This is a genomic window from Streptomyces sp. NPDC048560, from assembly GCF_040650955.1.
Lineage (GTDB): Bacteria > Actinomycetota > Actinomycetes > Streptomycetales > Streptomycetaceae > Streptomyces.
On the sequence record NZ_JBEZIJ010000002.1, the window covers coordinates 651,960 to 671,205 of the forward strand.

14 protein-coding genes are annotated in these 19,246 nt (G+C 71.0%); 1 reads left to right on the plus strand and 13 read right to left on the minus strand.

Annotated elements, in window-relative coordinates; genetic code table 11:
• Positions 1 to 108 precede the first annotated feature (108 nt).
• The gene (locus AB0C82_RS09655; RefSeq protein WP_362838169.1) at positions 109 to 2,241 is read right to left on the minus strand and encodes a DNA topoisomerase IV subunit B; all 2,133 of its coding nucleotides are present in this window, start codon (positions 2,239 to 2,241) and stop codon (positions 109 to 111) included.
• A gap of 438 nt (positions 2,242 to 2,679) precedes the next feature.
• On the opposite strand from AB0C82_RS09655, the gene AB0C82_RS09660 reads away from it, so the two are divergent.
• Positions 2,680 to 2,913 (plus strand): hypothetical protein, encoded by a 234-nt coding sequence (locus tag AB0C82_RS09660; protein WP_014153643.1) that lies wholly within the window; start codon positions 2,680 to 2,682, stop codon positions 2,911 to 2,913.
• A gap of 163 nt (positions 2,914 to 3,076) precedes the next feature.
• Here the strand turns inward: AB0C82_RS09660 and AB0C82_RS09665 are convergent, their stop codons facing one another.
• The 12 genes from AB0C82_RS09665 to AB0C82_RS09720 all read right to left on the minus strand — a co-directional run bounded on the left by AB0C82_RS09665 (position 3,077) and on the right by AB0C82_RS09720 (position 18,935).
• Positions 3,077 to 3,904: a serine protease gene (locus tag AB0C82_RS09665; protein ID WP_362838171.1), complete on the minus strand. Its 828-nt coding sequence runs from the start codon at positions 3,902 to 3,904 to the stop codon at positions 3,077 to 3,079.
• Between the two features lie 131 nt (positions 3,905 to 4,035).
• Positions 4,036 to 5,583, minus strand: coding sequence for an RNA polymerase sigma factor (locus tag AB0C82_RS09670; protein WP_362838173.1), 1,548 nt, complete (start codon positions 5,581 to 5,583; stop codon positions 4,036 to 4,038).
• 324 nt (positions 5,584 to 5,907) lie between these two features.
• The gene (locus AB0C82_RS09675; protein WP_362838423.1) at positions 5,908 to 6,795 is read right to left on the minus strand and encodes a FadR/GntR family transcriptional regulator; all 888 of its coding nucleotides are present in this window, start codon (positions 6,793 to 6,795) and stop codon (positions 5,908 to 5,910) included.
• A 181-nt stretch (positions 6,796 to 6,976) separates the two neighbouring features.
• A complete protein-coding gene (locus tag AB0C82_RS09680) occupies positions 6,977 to 8,707 on the minus strand; it encodes an ATP-binding cassette domain-containing protein (protein WP_362838175.1) in 1,731 nt (576 codons plus the stop codon).
• Between the two features lie 155 nt (positions 8,708 to 8,862).
• Positions 8,863 to 9,627 (minus strand): NUDIX domain-containing protein, encoded by a 765-nt coding sequence (locus AB0C82_RS09685; RefSeq protein WP_362838176.1) that lies wholly within the window; start codon positions 9,625 to 9,627, stop codon positions 8,863 to 8,865.
• A 122-nt stretch (positions 9,628 to 9,749) separates the two neighbouring features.
• On the minus strand, positions 9,750 to 11,672 hold the full coding sequence (locus AB0C82_RS09690) for a glycogen debranching N-terminal domain-containing protein (RefSeq protein ID WP_362838426.1): 1,923 nt from the start codon (positions 11,670 to 11,672) through the stop codon (positions 9,750 to 9,752).
• 373 nt (positions 11,673 to 12,045) lie between these two features.
• Entirely contained in the window at positions 12,046 to 13,392 is a 1,347-nt protein-coding gene (locus AB0C82_RS09695; protein ID WP_362838178.1) for a DUF4192 domain-containing protein, read from the minus strand.
• Positions 13,393 to 13,488: 96 nt separating this feature from the next.
• Positions 13,489 to 14,265: an ABC transporter permease gene (locus AB0C82_RS09700; protein WP_362838180.1), complete on the minus strand. Its 777-nt coding sequence runs from the start codon at positions 14,263 to 14,265 to the stop codon at positions 13,489 to 13,491.
• Positions 14,262 to 15,812, minus strand: coding sequence for a hypothetical protein (locus tag AB0C82_RS09705; RefSeq protein ID WP_362838183.1), 1,551 nt, complete (start codon positions 15,810 to 15,812; stop codon positions 14,262 to 14,264). The genes AB0C82_RS09700 and AB0C82_RS09705 overlap by 4 nt, the downstream gene beginning before the upstream one ends.
• Entirely contained in the window at positions 15,809 to 16,762 is a 954-nt protein-coding gene (locus tag AB0C82_RS09710) for an ATP-binding cassette domain-containing protein (protein ID WP_362838186.1), read from the minus strand. The genes AB0C82_RS09705 and AB0C82_RS09710 overlap by 4 nt, the downstream gene beginning before the upstream one ends.
• 194 nt (positions 16,763 to 16,956) lie before the next feature.
• Positions 16,957 to 17,682: a response regulator transcription factor gene (locus tag AB0C82_RS09715; RefSeq protein WP_362838188.1), complete on the minus strand. Its 726-nt coding sequence runs from the start codon at positions 17,680 to 17,682 to the stop codon at positions 16,957 to 16,959.
• The gene (locus tag AB0C82_RS09720) at positions 17,679 to 18,935 is read right to left on the minus strand and encodes a sensor histidine kinase (protein WP_362838191.1); all 1,257 of its coding nucleotides are present in this window, start codon (positions 18,933 to 18,935) and stop codon (positions 17,679 to 17,681) included. Before AB0C82_RS09720 ends, AB0C82_RS09715 begins: the two co-directional genes overlap by 4 nt.
• Positions 18,936 to 19,246 lie beyond the last annotated feature (311 nt).

Consider the following 19,246-nt stretch of genomic DNA (forward strand, 5'->3'; position numbering starts at 1 on the left):
CGTAGGCCCCGGTCGGTTGTGCGGTGATGCGAATGTGCGTGTAGCGCATACGTCAGGGGCCCTCCCGGCACGGGAGAGCCCCTGAGCGCGAAACGTCCGAGCGACGTGTCAGACGTCGATACGCGACCTGTCGAGCGTGGCGGCCGAGCTGGTGATGAACTCCTTGCGCGGCGCGACCTCGTTGCCCATCAGCAGATCGAAAACCTGCTCGGAGGATTCGAGGTCGCCGATGTTGATCCGCCGCAGGGTGCGGTGCCTCGGGTCCATCGTGGTCTCCGCCAGCTGGTCGGCGTCCATCTCACCGAGACCCTTGTAGCGCTGGATCCCGTCCTTGATCCGGACGTTCTTCCGCCGGAGCTCCAGCAGCGTCTGGCGCAGCTCGCCGTCGGAGTAGGTGTAGATGTACTTGTCCTGGCCCTTCCTGGGCTGGACGAGCTCGATCCGGTGCAGCGGGGGTACGGCGGCGAAGACGCGTCCCGCCTCGACCATGGGGCGCATGTAGCGCTGGAAGAGCGTCAGCAGGAGGCACCGGATGTGCGCACCGTCGACGTCGGCGTCCACCAGCAGGACGATCTTGCCGTACCGGGCGGCGTCGAGGTCGAAGGTCCGCCCGGATCCGGCTCCTATGACCTGGATGATGGCCCCGCACTCGGCGTTCTTGAGCATGTCCGTGACGGACGACTTCTGCACGTTGAGGATCTTGCCCCGGATCGGCAGCAGTGCCTGGAACTCGCTGTTCCGGGCCAGCTTCGCCGTACCGAGCGCCGAGTCGCCCTCCACGATGAAGAGCTCGCTGCGGCCGACGTCGTCGCTGCGGCAGTCGGCGAGCTTCGCGGGCAGCGAGGAGGACTCCAGCGCGGTCTTGCGACGCTGCGCGTCCTTGTGCTGACGGGCTGCGATCCGCGTACGGGCCGCGGCCACCGCCTTCTCCAGCACCGCCCTGGCCTGCGCCTTGTCGTCACGCCTGGTGGACGTCAGGAACGCCTTGAGCTCCTTGGTCACCACGTTCGAGACGATCCGGTTGGCCGCCGACGTGCCGAGGACCTCCTTGGTCTGCCCCTCGAACTGCGGCTCCGCCAGTCGTACGGTGACGACCGCCGTGAGGCCCTCCAGAGCGTCGTCCTTGACGATGTCGTCCTCGGCGACGCGCAGCATCTTGGCGGAGCGGAGCACCTCGTTGACCGTCTTGGTCACGGAGCGTTCGAAGCCGGTGACGTGTGTGCCGCCCTTGGGGGTGGCGATGATGTTCACGAAGGACTTGACGTTGGTGTCGTACCCGGTGCCCCAGCGCAGCGCGATGTCCACGCCGAGTTCCCGGGTCACCTCGGTCGGCGTCATGTGGCCGCGCTCGTCGAGGACCGGCACGGTCTCCTTGAAGGTGCCGGTGCCCGTCAGACGCTGGATGTCGCAGACGGCCTTGTCCTGGGCGAGGTACTCACAGAACTCGCTGATGCCGCCGTCGAAGCGGAAGGTCTCTTCCGTCTTCCCCTCGCCGTCGATGCCGCGCTCGTCGCGGACGACGATGGTGAGGCCGGGGACGAGGAAGGCGGTCTGGCGGGCCCTCTGGTAGAGCGTCTCCAGATTGAGCTTGGCGTCCTTGAGGAAGATCTGGCGGTCCGCCCAGTACCGCACCCGGGTACCCGTGCGGTTCTTCGGGACGCGCTTGGTCTTGCGCAGCCCGTTGGCCGGGTCGAACGGGCTGTCCGGGCCCTGCTCCGTGAACATCCCGGGGACCCCGCGCCGGAAGCTGATCGAGTGGGTCGAACTGTTCCGGTCGACCTCGACGTCTAGGCGGGCGGAGAGGGCGTTGACGACGGAGGCGCCCACACCGTGCAGACCGCCCGAGGCGGCGTACGAGCCGCCGCCGAACTTGCCGCCGGCGTGCAGCTTGGTCATGACGACCTCGATGCCGGAGAGCCCCGTCTTGGGCTCCACGTCGACCGGGATGCCCCGGCCGTTGTCCCGGACCTCCACGGAGGCGTCGTCGTGGAGGATGACCTCGATGGAGTCGCAGTAGCCCCCGAGAGCCTCGTCGACCGAGTTGTCGATGATTTCCCAGACACAGTGCATGAGACCGCGGCTGTCGGTGGACCCGATGTACATCCCGGGGCGCTTGCGAACCGCCTCCAGACCCTCAAGGACCAGAAGGTGCCGCGCGGTGTAGTTGGAGCTGTCCCTGTCTACGACGCCGCCTGCTCCGGTCAGCAGCGCAGTGGACGGCACGGACGTATCGGCGGTCACGCGGTTCGCTCCTCGCTGAATTTCATTTGGGGCCCACTGGGTAACGGGCTCGACTTCGGTAGCCGCTGAGAGCCTACAGAGGCCTGGTAGAGCGGTTGTAACGCCACCCACGGGGAATCCTTATGCTAGTGCAGGCTCGCATACACGTTCGATCATTCGTTGGAGTGACGTGCACATCACGTTCCCTTCGAGGCATGAACCATTTAGGCTCCGGGCACGTCCTCATGAACAACCCGGCAAGCCGGCCGGGGGGACGGACCCACCAAGACAAGCAACGCGAAACCGTAGCGCTACGCAATACGGCACATTCGCCGCCAACCGGCAACAGACAGCCATCCTGAGAAGAAGTTTCGAAGAAAAGCCACGAGCGGGAACGTTTTCGGCCTGGTTGGATGTTGACCCTGGTACGACAGCTCGTCGAGCTAGAGAAGAGGCGACGTGACTACTGTTCTGACCCCCGCGAGCCCGCTGACCGCAGCAGACCGCTGTGACCGTTGCGGCGCCCAGGCATACCTGCGCGTCGTCCTCATCAGCGGCGGTGAACTGCTCTTCTGCGCCCACCACGGTCGCAAGTTCGAGCCGGAACTCAAGAAGATCGCCGCGGAAATACAGGATGAGACGGATCGGCTCACTGCCGTGCAGGCAAGTGCCGCCGACGAGGAACAACACTGACACCTCGCATCCACGACGAGCCAAGGGTCCGGTTCCCGAATCGGCCGACGGGCGGCTTCCCCACCAGGGGAGGCCGCCCGTTCTCATGCGCTCACGCGAAACCGCTCGATCCCACCCGCTCCTGCGCGGCCTCACGCGTCCCGCGCCCTCCTGCGGACGGCGGTCAGCGGCCCGCCATCCAGCCGATCGCCGCCGAGATCCGCGTGTACACCCCCGGGTTCTCCGCCTGGCCGCATCCGTTGCCCCAGGAGACGAGCCCCACGAGCCGCCCAGCGGCCACCAGAGGCCCTCCGCTGTCTCCCTGGCACGCGTCGTACCCTCCCCCGGGATCGCCCGCACAGAGCATCGTTGCGGCCTCGTACGCGCCATACAGGCCGCCCGGGTACGCCCGCTCGCACATCCCGTCCGCCAGGACCTGGACCGGGGCCGCCCGCAGAGCTGAGGCGTAGGTCCCCCCGCCCGTGGTGTCGCCCCAGCCGTAGACCCGCGCCGGGGTGCCCGGCCGGTAAGCCGCGTCGCCCGCCTTCGCCATCTCGATGACGCTGCTCTGCGGCAGCGTCACGGACAGCGTGAGCACCGCCAGGTCGCCCGCGTTCGTGTCCGGGTCGTATGCGGGATTGATCCAGGTGTCACGTACGGCGATCTCCTGACCGCCCTCTCCGAGCAGCTCGTCCCTGCCTGCGATGACGAGGAGGTCGGGGACCTCGCCCACCTCGGAGCCCAGCACGTCACGCCCGAGGCAGTGGGCCGCGGTGAGGACCTCGGTCGGCGCGATCACCACACCTCCGCAGAACTGGCCTGCCCGGGTTCCTCCGAACCGGTCACGGCTGGACAGCGCCACGGCCCAGGGACTGTCCGCGACGTGGGCAGGCTGACCACCGATGACGATGCTGTCCGCGGCCGCCGGAGCCGGCGATGCCAGGGGCAGCACAGCAGCGGCGGCCGTCAGGGCGAACGCCCCGGTCACGGTGCGAAGGACGGTACGGGTCATGGGGGCTCCTGACGCTGCGGTGAACACGGTCCACTCAGAGTCATCCAGCCCGCTCCCGGCCGCACACGCAAAAGGCCGAGGGCCCGGTTTCCCCCATGGGGTCCGGGCCCTCGGCCTGCTTACGCCGCTGCTCAGTCGAGGTAGTCGCGCAGCACCTGCGAACGCGACGGGTGACGCAGCTTCGACATGGTCTTCGACTCGATCTGACGGATGCGCTCACGCGTCACGCCGTAGACCTTGCCGATCTCGTCGAGCGTCTTCGGCTGACCGTCGGTGAGACCGAAGCGCATGGAGACCACGCCGGCCTCACGCTCGGAGAGCGTGTCGAGGACCGAGTGCAGCTGCTCCTGGAGCAGCGTGAAGCTGACCGCGTCGGCCGGAACGACCGCCTCGGAGTCCTCGATCAGGTCTCCGAACTCGCTGTCGCCGTCCTCACCCAGCGGGGTGTGGAGGGAGATCGGCTCACGGCCGTACTTCTGGACCTCGATGACCTTCTCAGGGGTCATGTCGAGCTCCTTGGCCAGCTCCTCCGGGGTGGGCTCACGGCCCAGGTCCTGGAGCATCTGACGCTGCACGCGCGCGAGCTTGTTGATGACCTCGACCATGTGCACCGGGATACGGATGGTGCGGGCCTGGTCGGCCATGGCGCGGGTGATCGCCTGACGGATCCACCAGGTGGCGTACGTGGAGAACTTGTAGCCCTTGGTGTAGTCGAACTTCTCGACCGCGCGGATCAGACCGAGGTTGCCCTCCTGGATCAGGTCCAGGAACAGCATTCCGCGGCCGGTGTAACGCTTGGCCAGGGAGACCACGAGGCGGAGGTTGGCCTCCAGCAGGTGGTTCTTGGCGCGGCGGCCGTCCTCGGCGATGATCTCCAGCTCGCGCTTGAGCTTCGGAGCGAGCTTGTCGGAGTTCGCCAGCTTGTCCTCGGCGAACAGGCCCGCCTCGATGCGCTTGGCGAGCTCGACCTCCTGCTCGGCGTTGAGGAGCGGGACCTTGCCGATCTGCTTCAGGTAGTCCTTGACGGGGTCGGCCGTGGCGCCGGCGACGGCGACCTGCTGCGCAGGTGCGTCGTCCTCGTCGTCGTCGGAGAGGACGAAGCCCTTGTTCTCGCCCTCGCCCTCCTCGTCCTCGCCCTTGCCGGCCTTGACGTCCTCGGCCGACTCGTCGCCGTCGAGGAGCTCGTCGTCCTGCTTGCCGGACTTCTTCGCTGCTGTCTTCTTGGCTGCCGTCTTCTTCACGGCAGTCTTCTTGGCAACCGTCTTCTTGGCTGCGGTCTTCTTGGCCGGAGCGGTCGCGGTGGCGTCGTCGGCCGCCGCATCCGCACCCTCGGCCGTCGGGGCGGCAGTGGCCGCGACGGTCCTCGTCACGGTCGTCTTGGCCGCGACAGTCTTGGTGGCGGTGCGCTTGACCGGGCTCTTCGCTGCGACGCTCTTGCGGGCGCGCTTCGGCGACTCCGCGGCACTGACCATCAGCGTCACACCCTCTTCCTCGAGGATCTGGTTGAGGCTGCGCAGAACGTTCTTCCACTGGGTTGGCGGAATCTGGTCAGCCTCGAAGGCCCGACGCACGTCATCGCCGGCGATCTGCCCATCAGCCTTTCCCCGCTCGATGAGCGCCATCACAGACTCGGACTCGGCGATCTCCGGCGGGAGCGTACGGGATGTGCTGGCCGACACGAACAACCTCTCGGAACGATGGAAACGGCTTCCGGCCCGGCCCCTCAAGGGGCTGGAACCGACGACCGTCGGCTGGGAATGTTGCCGACGGCGCGGGTTTGGCCTCAGAACTGCACAGCGCACTGGGTAGCTGCTGTATTCCTTCCGCGACGGTCACCTCTTAAGTCATCGCACTGTTTCGAGGAGTGTTACGCCCAATCCGCGTGGCCCGAGTCACACCTCATATACGACGAACAGTGCCAGAGGTGACTTCTCTCCACAATTGTGCCGCCGGATCCCCATGATCCGGCGACACCTGGCCCGTGCGCCCCGGTCCTGTTGACCTCAGTGCTCGCGCGGCGCGGGAACCACACGCGGCTCCCCGTCCTGGCGGGGCTCCACTTCCGGGTGAACCGTGAGCAACTGGCGCATCGCGACCTCGGCGCCCGCGGAGTCACCCGTGGCGAGTGCGTCGACGATCCGCGCGTGGTGACCGAGGGACGCCTCGGTGGGACGGTCACAGCCGGTGATGGGTGCTCCGGAGACCTGGAGGGCGGCCGAGACGATGCCGGAGAGGTGCTCCAGCATCCGGTTGCCCGCGGCCTGGATCAGGAGGGCGTGGAATTCGGCGTCGGCGCGGGAGAAGGTGATTCCGTCACCCTGAGCCATCGCATGGCCCATGATCTCGACCATGTCGCCGAGGCGCTGCTGAAGGTCCTCGCGGCCGTGGCCGGCGGCGAGCCGGGCGGCCAGCGGCTCGATCGTCCACCGCAGGTCGCCGAGCTCCCTGCGCTGGTCGTCGCGCGAGGGCCCGAACGCCCGCCATTCGATGATGTCGGGGTCCAGCAGATTCCAGTCGCTCACCGGGCGGACCCGGGTGCCCACGTTCGGACGGGCGCTGACCAGGCCCTTGGCCTCAAGAACACGCAGCGACTCGCGCACGACTGTGCGCGAGACCTCGAAGCGCTGGCCGATCTCCTCCGGCACGAGGGGGCGGTCGGCACCGAGGTCCCCGGAAACGATCATCTGGCCGAGCTGCTGAACGAGTTGACCGTGGAGACCGCGGCCGCGGCTGGCCGCTCCCCGTCGGCTCGCCCGTCCCAACTCCGAATCGGTCCCGCCCCAGGAACGCAGCGCGGCGCGTTCGCCGGCCGGCGCCTCCGCGTAGGGGTAGCGATCGAGATCGCCCGAGCCGGCGAGGCCGGATTCGACGGTGCGGGCGGCGGTCATCATGGTGTGCGCAAGGGTACTCACGCATCCTTTGTCGGCGCGGCCCGCTCAGCCCTTGAGGTCTTTGGTGAAAAGCACACGAAAGGGTGATCGGCGCCTGCCTCGCAATTGACGCCAAATATGCATAAAGCGGGCATTTACCCGAGAGTTACGGGCCCAAGGCCACCTCCTCGCGCCCCATTGATCACCAACGCGTCCTTCCTCGAAGGCTGGTGATCACATACGCGCAGATCAGGGCTGACAACGACAGGGAAAGCGCCGTCCCCACCGGCTGCGCCACGACCTTCACGACCCCCATCAGCCACCGGTCCGCCTCGTCGGGCCACTGCAGCCAGGCCAGCTCGCGCAACCTGCCGGGAAGTCCGGCGATCGAGCGGGCGGACGGGCCCGCCAGCACCTTCTGCACGAGCGGGACGACCAGGACGGGAACGGCCAGGACCGCGGCGATTCCGGCTCCGGCCACCCGGAAGACGCCTGCGGCCAGCAGCCCGGCCCAGGCGCAGCCGACCGTGAGACCGGCCCAACTCACCGCGAGAGAAACGGCGTTCGGCGGCACCTTGGCCAAGTCGCCGCCGTACAGGAGCCGCAGGAGCTGCGCGTCGGCCAGCACGACCAGAGCCGCGAGGAGAAGCCCGGCCCCCGCGGTGACGGCCAGCTTGGCCAGGAGCAGACCGATCCGGCGCGGGACGGTCCCGCGGCCCGCCGCGAGTGCGGGATAGCGGAACTCGTCCCCGAAGGAGAGCGCCCCGAGCAGACCGGCGCCGAGCGCGGCGGGCGGCAGCGGCAGCAGGGCCGGCCAGGCTCCCAGGAGCTTCGGCAGGGGCGTTCCGCCGGAGCGCGCCAGCAGGACGGACAGCCCGGCGGAGACCACGAGAACGGCCGCCATGATCACGGTGGTTGTCCGCACACCGAACAGTCTGCGGAGTTCGTAGCGGAGCAGACGCACCGGGCCGCGTGCCGGGCGTACCGGGATCGACGGGGGGAGCTCGGAGGGGGCGACGGACGAGTCCGCCCGCTGCTCGGCGCCGGGCGCGGCCGGGGGACCGGCATCACCGGTCTCGTCGGCGAGCTGGTGTACGGGGACACCGTGACGGAAGGCCGTGTCCCCGATCTCCGCGCAGCTGCTCCCGTACACCGAGAGGCGGCAGCTCTCCTCGGCCACGACCTCCACGGACCGCTGCGCGGCCCGCGCCTCGCGGCTGACCACGGCGGCGAGGCGGGCGGCCTGCGGCGAGCGGACCGCGACGCGTGGACGCAGTCGCGTACGGGAGAAGTCGGCGACGTCCTGGTCCGCGACCAGACGTCCTTCGTCGATGGTGACGACCTGGTCGGCCGTGCGCGCGGCCTCCTTGGGGTCACTGGTGGTGTGCAGGACCGTTCCGCCTTGTGCTGCGTGCGCGCGCAGGAGCCCGTACAACCAGCTGGTCTCGCGCGGCGAGAGCCCTTCCGCGGGTTCGTCGAGAACGAGCGTGTGCGGGTCGCCCAGGAGCGCGGAGGCGAGGCCGAGCCGACGGTCCATGCCCACCGACAGGGTCCCGATCCGCTGGTCCCCGAGCCCGGCCAGACCGACGACGTCGAGCACCTCGTCCGCCCGGGACGCGGGAACTCCGGCGGCGGCGCAGAGCATCCGGAGCTGGCCCCGCGCCGTACGGGCGGGGTGGCCCGGTACGTCTCCGAGAAGAACGCCCACCTCGCGGGGCGGACGGCCGATGCGGTGCAGCGGCCGGCCCCGGAAGTACGTGACGCCGCGGCCCGGTTCGAGTTCGAGCATCAGGCGCAGGGCGGTGGTCTTGCCGGAACCCGGGGCGCCGAGCAGGGCGGTGACACGGCCGGGACCGGCTTCGAAGGTCAGATCGGCCACGGCGGGCGGAAGGTCGCGGCGGGGGCTGCTGGTGAGTCCGATGGCCTGGAGCATCGCTTCTCTCGCGGGAGGTGAGACCGCTCGGCGGCTGGGTGGGTACCGCAGCAACATAACGCGACAATTCCGACTTTTTGCGCAGCACGAACCCGCGGGTGTTCCGCAAGCCCGGTCTCCCGGCGCTCCACGGGACGGCCGTGGGCGTCACGGCGTCAGACTTCGGGCCTCAGCATCGGCGGGTTGAGCACGGTGGCCGCACCCGCGCGGAACAGCTGTGCGGGACGGCCGCCCTGCCGGGTGGTCGTCCCTCCGGAGGGAACCAGGAATCCGGGAGTACCGGTGACCTTGCGATGGAAGTTGCGGGGGTCGAGCACCACGCCCCACACGGCCTCGTAGACCCTGCGCAGCTCACCGACAGTGAACTCCGGCGGGCAGAACGCCGTGGCCAGCGAGGAGTACTCGATCTTCGAACGCGCCCGCTCGACACCGTCCGCGAGGATCTGGGCATGGTCGAAGGCCAGCGGTGCGGGCTGTTCGCCCTCGTGGCCGAAGCCGCCCTCAAGGCCGAGGAGATCTTCGACGGGAGCCCAGCGGGCGCTGTGCGCGTCACCCCCCGCGCGGGGGGCGGGCAGGTCAGGAGCCAGCGCGAGATGGGCCACGCTGACGACCCGCATCCGGGGATCGCGCTTGGGGTCTCCGTACGTCGCGAGCTGCTCCAGATGCGCGCCGTTGCCGACGGCCGGGGCCGATGGGTCGTGGGCGCAGAGCCCGGTCTCCTCGACCAGCTCACGGGCGGCCGCCGCGGCGAGATCCTCGTCGGCCCTGACGAATCCGCCGGGCAGCGCCCATCTCCCCTGGAAGGGTGTCTCACCACGGCGTACGACCAGGGCGCAGAGCGCGTGACGGCGCACGGTGAGCACAACCAGATCGACGGTGACAGCGAAGGGCGGGAAGGTCGACGGGTCGTAGGGCGGCATGTCGTGATCATAGTCGTCTTCCTGACGATAAACAGTCCCTTCGCGATGCTCGTCATGACCGGTCAGGTCGCCCACCACGGTCGCCTTACCCGTCGGCGCCGGCCCTCACCGCTTCCCCTGCCTCACACTCCCAGCTGCAGTCCGGCGGCCGCCTCCTCGATCATCCCGAGCCCGAGCCGGCTGATCCGGACGGCGAACGGCTCGCCGGCGACGCGCAGCCCCGACAGCTGGACGGCACCCAGCGGGGCGCACCGGACCGGACGGAGGGAGACAGTCGCCGCCGGCGCGTCCGGGCGGATGCCCGCCAGGGTGGTGACCAGGTGAACGCCGGCCGCCGCCGCGACGGCGGCCGGCCGGCAGGCCGTCGGATGAGGTGCCGGAACGCTGCCCGCACGGCGCTGCTCCCCCGCGTACATCTCGGGGAGGCGGTAGCCGAAGGCCTCGGCGGCGCCGAGTACCCCTCGCAGCAGGCCACTCGCCTCCTTCTCGTACCCGGCGGCGGCCAGTCCCGCGCAGGCGACCGCAGTCTCGTGCACCCGGACCGCTCCGGAGCGGTGACCGAACGGATTGTGGCCGGGTTCCTTCGCCCCGAGCGTGCGCAGCCCCCAGCCCGAGTCGAGTGCCGGGCCGCCGAGAAGTCTGGCCAGCCGGCCCGTCCGTTCCGCGTCCAGCAGCCCGGGAGCGAGCCGGCCCCCGCCCAGCAGACCGGTGTCCAGCAGATGCGCCGCGCCGCTGCCCGGATACGCCACCGGCCGGCCGGGGCCGCTGCGCGCGGCGGCGGGGCAGCCGCCGGCGCGGTCGTCGATCCAGAAGTCCGCCCTGAACCGGCTCCGCAGCGCACCCGCCCACTCCCGCCATGCGTCGCCGCCTCCCCCGCCGCATTCGTCGAGCAGCTCCGCACCGAGCAGTGCGGCCCGGTGGGCGTGGGCCTGGGTCTCGGCGCGCCGGTACCCGTCGGGTCCGCCGTCCGGGACCAGCCCGTCCTCCTCCGACGAGGTACGCAGCCACCGCAGGCACCGTTCGGCCGCGGGGAGGAGTTCGGCCACCTCCTGTTCGGACAGTCCCCAGCGGCGCGCCTCCGCGAGCACGACCGGATACGCGAGCGTCGCCTCGACGCCCGTGCAGCTGGGAGGGAGCCGGGGACCCGCGTCCCGTAGCGGGCCGGGGATGCGACCGTGACCGGTCCCGGGGCCGGTCAGTTGCGTCCGGGCCAGCGTGCGCAAGGTTGCCGCGGCGAGTCCCGTACCGAGCGGCAGCGCCATCCGCGCCGCCCACAGAGCCTCGGCAGGGGCGGGGCCGCAGCGCCACGGGACACCGGCCGCCAGCCAGCCGTCTGCCGGGCCCTGTTCGCCGCTGACCAGCAGCGCCCGGAGATCACCGAGCGCGGTCCTGACGAGCGGTTCGACCCTGGCGTCGTCCGCCTCGGCCCGGACGTCGGCGGACAGCCGGTTCGCGGGCCGTCCCGGAGTCCTCCCCCGGCGCTCGGGACGGATGCTCAGCTCGATGCCGTACGAGGCCCCGGGCGCCAGCAGCACGTCCCAGCGAAGGAGCCCCGCGGAGGCCACCGCGTCCTGGGGCGGCGGATCGGCCGCGACGGTACAGCCGGGTCCGTCGGCGGCCGTCCAGCGCAGGCCGGAGCCGTACACGCTGGGGATCCGCTCCGGGCCGGGCCGTCCCGTCGCGATGGCGCCCAGCTCCGCGAGGTCGGTGGCCAGCGAGATCTCGACGGGAAACCGCCGGGTACGGGCCGACGCGCTGTGCAGGGTGATCCTCTCGGTGCCTTCGGCCCGGCGCATTCGCTCGACGGTGATCTCGGGGTCGGGTCCGGCGTCCGCCGCCGTCCGCACCACGCCCAGGAAGCGCGCGCTGTCCGAGGTGACCAGGGCGCCCTGGACGGCGATGGGTTCGCGTCCCGCGACGCGCAGATGACAGCGCGAGAGCAGTCTGCGGCCGGACCGGTAGAAGCCGTCAAGCCCTTGTCCGGTGAGCTGACCGTGGTCCGGCGACACGGCCATCGACGGCAGGGCGACGCAGATGACCGCCATGTGCGCGGAGGGCAGCTCACGCGGGCGCCGGTCCGTGTGCGGCCCCGGGCCAGGAGGTCCGGCGGCGCGCACGGCCAGGGCGGCCGGGACGGTCTGCACCGCGGTACGCACGGGCGCGACGGGGCGTCCGGCACCGCGCCCGAGCGGGACAGGTCGGTCGGCGTCGTGTACCGCCGGTGCCGCCCGGCCCGGGTGGACGTGGACAAGGGGCGAGGGGACCGCGGACTTGGGGTCCCCGGGAGGGAGGGTGAGGGCCATGGTGGTCTTTCTGCGCCGTCCGTGCGCTCCGGACGGCCGCTGTCTCTGCGACGCCACGGGTCGTGCGACTCCGCCACCCCCGTGAACGGCTCCGTGGTCCGCCCGGTCACGGCCGTCATCGCTCGCTCCTGCTGCCGCGCCGGCCCTGACGCTTCGATTCCCGCGTGCGGCGACGGACCACGACGGCTCCGGGACCGGTGTCGCCCGGCGCGGCCCTGCGCCGCGCGGTCGCCTGCGGGGGAACCGTGCGGGACCTCGGCCGCCTCCCCGTACGCCGCCCGCCCCGGCCCGCGTGCACCTCGCGGACCTCGGGGACCTCATGACGGTCCTCACCCGCTCCGGCGCTGCGCTCGCCCCGCAGACAACGGCGCAAGGTCTCAGGATCGAGGCCCTCGTTGCACGCCTGGTGGAGCAGCTGAGCGAAGGTGTAGTCGGGGTCGGCGCGTAGGGCGAGCCCCAGGGCGACCCTCGCCGCGGGCTCGTCGCCGGTGGACCAGGAGACCCAGCCGGCCAGGGTCAGCGGCGCGGCCGCGTGCTCCACGTAAGGGCCGACGCAACGGCGTGCGAGGGCCCTCCACAGCCGCAGCGCCGACGTCGCGTCCGGGCCTTCCATCCACTCCGCAGCCTTGTCCCTCGTCTCCCGGTCCTGCAGCCCGAGAATCAGGGCGGCGGCCTCGTCGTGGCTGATCAGCCGGTCGTCGTTCGTGTCCGCGGCGGAGGGCGGGCCGGTGGGCGCCCGGCCGAGACGGTCCATCAGCGCGTGCGCGAGCTCCAGGGTCTCCCCCGCGACTTCTGCCCGGCCCTCGGTGTCCAGGATCCTGGACACCAGCACCGCGCCCGCCGAGTCGAGCGCCTGTTCCTGACTCCGCGCCCCGGCGGTCTCCATCGGGGCGAGCCGCGCCTCCATGTCACGCAGCGATCCGCGTACCTGAATGCCCGCGTAGGTGGCTGCCGCCGCCATGACCGTCGTGCCGGGCAGCGCCAGTGGCTTGCCCTCGTGCGGGCAGCAACGCTCGTCCGGGCAGCAGTAGGACCAGTAACGGCCCCCGGAAATGCAGAGTGCTTCCAGCACGGGCACGTCGAGCGTCCCGCAGGCCGTGCGCAGCAGTTGCGCGAACGGCCGCAGCCGCTCCATCGCCTGATGCCCTGTCACTCCCTCCACCGGGTCCTGGCAGAGGAAGACGACGATCGCGTCGGGCCGCGAGCCACGCCGCTCGCTGCCCGAGATCAGGCACTCCGCGAGCTGGTCGGCGACGGGCTCCCACTCCCTGGGCGACTGCGGAATACCGAGCCTGAGCCGCCCTCCGAAGCGCCCTCGTCCGCCGTGCAGGGCCACCATGACCACGCTGTCGCTGGGATGGAAACCCATGAGGTACGGAAGGGCGTCGGCGAGCTCGGCGGGACCGCGCAAGGTGATCTGCTGCTCGTCGGTCGGACCGGTGGATTCGTGGTGCTTGTTCATGGGATGACCGTCCCGCGAGCAGCGGAATTCCGAAACCCCCTGTGGATAACTTGTCCACAGGGGGGCGGAGTTACCGGGCCCGGCCGTCCGGTCCGCTCATGCGTCGCGCGAGCGCAGCATGACGCCGCCGGCGGCCAGCGCCCCCGACGCCCACAGGGCCACCACCCCGAGGCCTTCCCATGGACCGATCGGGAGCCGGTCGACGCCGATAGTCGTCTGGACGGAGAGGCCGGCCGTCATCGGAGCGACCTGTTGGAGGAGTCGCTGCCAGTCGGGGTCGTCGATCACCTGAGTGAGGACGGGGAAGAAGAAGAGCAGTCCCAGAACGATGCCGACGGCCGTGGCCGAACTCCGCACGACGAGCGCGGTTCCGAGGCCGATCAGCCCGATCAGGGCGAGGTAGAGGACGGATCCCACAGCGGCGCGGAGCGTCGCGGAGTCGGCCGGCGACATCGCCTCGTACCCGTGTGCCTCGGTGAAGCCCCGGCCCGGCAGCACCGTCCCGCCGGTCAGGAGGGACCCGACGACGCCGATCGTGCCCGCGACCAGTACCACCGCACTGAGCACGGCCGCCTTCGAGAACAGGACGGTCAGCCTGCGCGGTACGGCGGCGATCGTGGTCTGCATCATGCCGGTGCCGTACTCGTTTCCGGCCATCATCACCGCGACGATCGCGACGACGACCTGACCGACCATGACGCCGGTGAGGCTGAGCTTCGTGGCGTCCTGTCCGCAGCCCAGGGCATCGCATCGCGCCGTCATCGCCACCGCGGAGCCGACCGCGAGGGTCAGGGCCACGGCGCCGAGCAGCAGCCAGGTGTTGCTGGAGTCCGTCCGCAGCTTCGTCCACTCCGAACGTCCCGCGTATCTCATGCGTCCCTCCGGCGGATCAGGATCACGGCGGCGCCGAACGCGACCGCGGCGTACGCGCACAGCACCGCGAAGCCCTCCCACGGCGACAGCGGGAAGTAGCCGTGCGCGGGCGAATGGACGGTGACCACCTGGTCGTAGCGGGTGACGCTCTGCTGGATCGCGAACCCGGCGGCCGGGGTGACCTTGAGGAGCCAGTCCGAGGCCGCGGGGGGCAGGACGGACGCGGTGGCCAGCAGGTAGGGCAGCACCATGCCGACGACCACCACGGTGATGGTCACGGCGCTGCGCCGCAGGATCGCGCCGACGGACAGCGCGAACACACTGGCGACCGCGAGCAGCAGGCCCGTACCCGCGACGACCCGCAGTTCGGTCGACACGGGCACGGTCAGGACGGGAAAGCCGTTCGCGAGCGACCGTGCTCCCCCGAACGGCACCATGACGGCGGCCGCGATCCCTCCGGCGAGGAAGGCCGCGCAGCCCACCACGAGTGCCTTGGCGACCAGAACGTGCCCCCTGCGGGGAACGGCCGCGAAGGTGACGCCGGTCAGCCCTCGCCGGTACTCGACGGTCACGTATCCCGCGGCGACGACAACCATCATGATCAGCCCTGCGAACGCGCCCACGAGGAAGTTCGAGATGACGCGCACGCCGCTCGCGGCCGGTCCGCCGGCCACCGGCGCGATGTCGCCGGCCCCGGTGATGCTGTATCCCGTGGCGGACGGGACCACTTCACCCTTCGTCGACCGGCTGTAGCTGCCGTTCGTGCCGGCCCCTTCGCCGACCTGCCGGTCCTGCCAGGCGTCGCCGTTCCACCCGCCCCGCACGATGGGGGCGCTGAACGTCCCGGTGGCGACCGCGGGGGTGAGCCCCGTTCCGGTACCGGTCTCCTCCGTGGCCGACGGCGAGGTCACGAACAGCCCGACCTGCGGCGACTCCGAGAGGCCGGGGAGCCGGGCCGTGCCCACGTGGGTCCACCTGCTGCCGTCCGTCGACTGAGAGCCGGTGACGGTGTCGCCGGAACGCTCCAGACGGAGCCAGCGCGGCGCGTCTGCCGACACCGGGCCGGGCAGCCCCGCGGTGTCGTGCGTGAAGTCGTACTGCATGCGCACACCGTGGTCACCGGTGACCATCATCGACGCGTACGGCGAACCCGGTTCGAGGGAGTCCTTCACGATGATCCCGGCCTTGGCCCAGGGAGCCAGACCGGGCTTGTCCTCCGTGGGCGTCGTCGCGACCTGACCGGTCAGCGAGGAGACGGACACCGTGATGCTGCCGTCGCCCTTCAGCGGCTGGTGCATGAAGTAGAAGGCGTCGTTGACCGCCTGGCCGCCGGGACCGACCGGAAGTTCCGACGCGTCGGCACCGTCGTTGCTCGACGCCGTGGCGAGCAGTCCGACCAGGCAGATGACCACCAGCGCGCCGGCCGTGCCGAGCACCCAGCCACGCACGGTGCGGAACTTCGTCCACTCCGCGTGCAGTACGCGTCCGAAGCCGCCCCGCTCCGGCCGTACGCCGGCCGTCACGGGCGGAGAGACCGTGGCGCTCATCGTCCGGCCTCCTCGGTGACGGCCGCGCGGTACTGCACGGAGTCGCGGGTGATCTCCATGTACGCCTCTTCCAGGGACGCGCGGTGCGAGGACACCTCCGAGAACGGCACCGCGCTCGCGCCGAGCACGGACACGGCCTCCTCGGCCGGCAGGCCCGTCACACAGACCGTGTCGCCCCCGGTGGAACTCACCGTCGCACCGGCCCGCGCGAGTACCTCCATCGCCCGTGCGGGGGCCGCCGTACGCAGCGTCACGCGGCCCTCGGACACGGACGCGAGCAGCTCGCGCACGCTCGTGTCGGCGACGACCTTCCCGCGCCCGACGACGATCACGTGGTCGGCGGAATCCTCCAGCTCGCTCATCAGGTGACTGGACACCAGCACGGCGCGCCCCTGTTCGGCGAGCGAGGCCAGGAAGCCCCGCATCCACATGAACCCTTCCGGATCCAGGCCGTTGAACGGTTCGTCCAGCATGAGCATCGGCGGGTCGCCGAGCAGTGCGGCCGCGATGCCCAGCCGCTGCCGCATCCCCAGGGAGAATCCGCCCGCCTTGCGTCCGGCCACGTCCTGGAGACCCACCCTCCGGATCGCCACGTCGACCGCGGCGGTGCCGAGTCCCTGCGAATGGGCCAGCCACAGCAGATGGTTGCGGGCTGTCCGGCCCGGCTGCACGGCGGCCGCGTCGAGCAGTGCGCCGACATGCTTCAGAGGCGTGCGCAGCATCCGGTACGGCCGGCCGCCGACCAGCGCGACCCCCTTGTCCGGCTTGTCGAGGCCGAGGACGACCCGCATCGTCGTGGACTTGCCGGCCCCGTTCGGGCCGACGAATCCGGTGATCTGCCCGGGCCGGACGGTGAAGGTCATGCCGTCCAGCGCCTGCGTGCCACCGAAGCGCTTGTGGACGTCCCTGACCTCGATCACGGCTTGCGATCCATCGATCGTCTTCTCCATGGGAGGAGGCTAGGGAGGCGGAGGGGTACGGGTCATCACGGCCGGGAGCGAGGTTTCCCGGTACTCCCGTGGGGGACGGGCGAGACGGGACCTCACTCGCACGAGGGAGCGGCGATCTCCCACACGCGGGTGAAGCCGGGCTACGGGCCCCGTCCGCGGACGGGACTCCGTGCCGGCCGCCCCCTCGCGGTGTGTCAGTTGTCGTGCGGCCCCGGTCCCTGGTCGGTTCTCCGCAGCCCCGGGACGACGAGTCCCGTCTCGTACGCCGCGATCACGGCCTGCGTGCGGTCCCGCAGGCCCAGTTTCGTCAGCGTGCGGCTGACGTGCGACTTCACCGTCTCCTCCGTGACGAAGAGGCGGGCGGCGATCTCCCCGTTGGACAGGCCTTCGGCGACGAGCAGCAGCACCTCGGTCTCCCGTGCCGTGAGCAGCTTCAGGCCCGGTGACGGCTGCGCCCGGGTCCTGGCGGGCAGTTGGGTGAACTCGCTGATCAGGCGACGGGTGACGGCGGGGTCGAGCAGGGCCTCTCCGGCGGCGACGACCCGCACGGCGTCGAAGAGCCGCTCGGCGGTGGCGTCCTTGAGCAGGAAGCCGCTGGCCCCGGCCCGCAGCGCGTCGTAGACGTACTCGTCCAGGTCGAAGGTCGTGAGGATGAGGACCCGCGGCGCCTTCGCTCCGTCCGGCGCTTCACCGACCAGCTGCCGCGTGGCCTCTATGCCGTCCATCTCGGGCATACGGATATCCATGAGGACGACGTCCGGAGACACCTCGCGGCACACGCGGACCGCGTCGGCACCGGTCGTGGCGGTGTCCACGATGGTGAACTCCGGCTGGGAGTCGAGGAGTGCGGCGAATCCGGTGCGCACGACCAGGTGGTCGTCCGCGATGACGACACGGATCGGTGGCGGCGGGGAGCTCATGTGGTCCGTTCTGGCTGGCCGGGGAAAGAGACTTCGACGATGAATCCACCGGCGTGCGCCGGACCGGTGCGGATCAGTCCACCGACCGCGGCGGCCCGCTCCCGCATTCCGAGCAGACCGTATCCCCCGTCCGGCGTCGCGGGCGCCCTGCCGGGACCGTTGTCCCGGACGCTGAGGTGGAGGGCGTCGTGGGCGTAGTGCAGCTCCACGTCGACCGGGGCGCCCGTCGCGTGCTTGCGGGCGTTGGTGAGTGACTCCTGGACGATGCGGTAGGCGGCCAGTTCGATGCCCGGGCCCATGGGGCGCGGCACACCGCTGAGGACGAGACGGATCGTGGAGGCGGAGGCCTGGCGGGCCTCGTCGAGGAGTTCGCCGAGTTGCGCCAGTCCTGGCTGTGGTCTGCGCTCGCCACCGGTGTCCGTCGTGGTGTCGTCGCGCAGTACGCCGAGCAGGCGGCGCATCTCGGTGAGGGCGGCCCGGGCGGTGTCTCCGATGCCGAGCAGCCGCTCACTGCCTGCCGTGGGCATTCCAGGGGTCGCCACGCGGGCCGTCTCGGCCTGCACCGCGATCATGGAGACGTGGTGGCCCACGACGTCGTGCAGTTCGCGGACGATACGGGAGCGCTCCTCCCGGGCGGCCTGCTCCCACCGGGTTCCGGCCATGACTTCCCGTACGGCGTCGTGTTCACGTTCCCGCCGGCCGGCACGCCGGGCGAGGCCCGCGAACGCCGCCATCGGGGCTGCCGAGGCGACGAGCACCGTACGCACCAGGTAATCGGTGCCGGGAGCCGTGCCGGCGGATGCGGCGAGGGCCAGTGCGAGGAACGGCACGGCGAAGAGCATCGGCGCGAGGACATGCCCACGGCGTCCGAGCCGGTAATGGGCGGTCAGCTGCGCGGCGCATCCCGCCAGAGTCAGCGTATGGAAGATCGTGAGCGAGCCCAGGCTCGCGGCGGTCACCGTGAAGCCGGCGAGGGCGGGCCGCAGGAGAGCCAGTGGCAGCGCGGTGCACAGACACAACAGGCCGACGACCATCGCCAGTTGGACGCCGATGGCGCTGCCGCCTTCGGTGGCGCTCCGAGAGGTGTCCGCGAACATCCGGGGTATCGAGCCCCGAAAAGCGACGAACTCGGCGAACGAGCCGGCGACCGCCAGGACGCACAGCGCCGGTACGAAGACCGCGCTGCGGGGGAGTTCCGTGGCCCGCCTCAGCTTTCCGGTCCAGCTGTCGCGCCAGGCAGTCGGACGGTTCACGCAGGTCATTATGGCAGCCGGCCCCTGACACGGCCGTCCCTCACGCCAGTGATCGCTGCTCCCCCGCGCGAGTGAGTGCGACGTCGCTCGCGCGGGGGACGGGGCGTCGCTCGGACGCAGGACTCGCCACCCCGGCGCCGACGACGGGGCCCTGCCCTCCCGCCGTTCTCACCGCGGCGAGCGTGTCGTCCTCGCCGGGGCACTGGGTCGTGCTCACCGCGGCGCACGTGTCGTTCTCACCGCGGTGCACGTGTCCTCCTCACCGCGGTGCTCAGCCCGCCGTGGCCGGAGCGCTCTGCCCGCGGTGGCGC

Coding starts and splice junctions, on each gene's coding strand:
- AB0C82_RS09705 (WP_362838183.1), bottom strand. CDS start 15,812: ATGAGCGCCACGGTCTCTCCGCCCGTGACGGCCGGCGTACGGCCGGAG.
- AB0C82_RS09685 (WP_362838176.1), bottom strand. CDS start 9,627: ATGCCGCCCTACGACCCGTCGACCTTCCCGCCCTTCGCTGTCACCGTC.
- AB0C82_RS09695 (WP_362838178.1), bottom strand. CDS start 13,392: ATGAACAAGCACCACGAATCCACCGGTCCGACCGACGAGCAGCAGATC.
- AB0C82_RS09665 (WP_362838171.1), bottom strand. CDS start 3,904: ATGACCCGTACCGTCCTTCGCACCGTGACCGGGGCGTTCGCCCTGACG.
- AB0C82_RS09715 (WP_362838188.1), bottom strand. CDS start 17,682: ATGAGCTCCCCGCCGCCACCGATCCGTGTCGTCATCGCGGACGACCAC.
- AB0C82_RS09710 (WP_362838186.1), bottom strand. CDS start 16,762: ATGGAGAAGACGATCGATGGATCGCAAGCCGTGATCGAGGTCAGGGAC.
- AB0C82_RS09700 (WP_362838180.1), bottom strand. CDS start 14,265: ATGAGATACGCGGGACGTTCGGAGTGGACGAAGCTGCGGACGGACTCC.
- AB0C82_RS09690 (WP_362838426.1), bottom strand. CDS start 11,672: ATGGCGGTCATCTGCGTCGCCCTGCCGTCGATGGCCGTGTCGCCGGAC.
- AB0C82_RS09680 (WP_362838175.1), bottom strand. CDS start 8,707: ATGCTCCAGGCCATCGGACTCACCAGCAGCCCCCGCCGCGACCTTCCG.
- AB0C82_RS09675 (WP_362838423.1), bottom strand. CDS start 6,795: ATGATGACCGCCGCCCGCACCGTCGAATCCGGCCTCGCCGGCTCGGGC.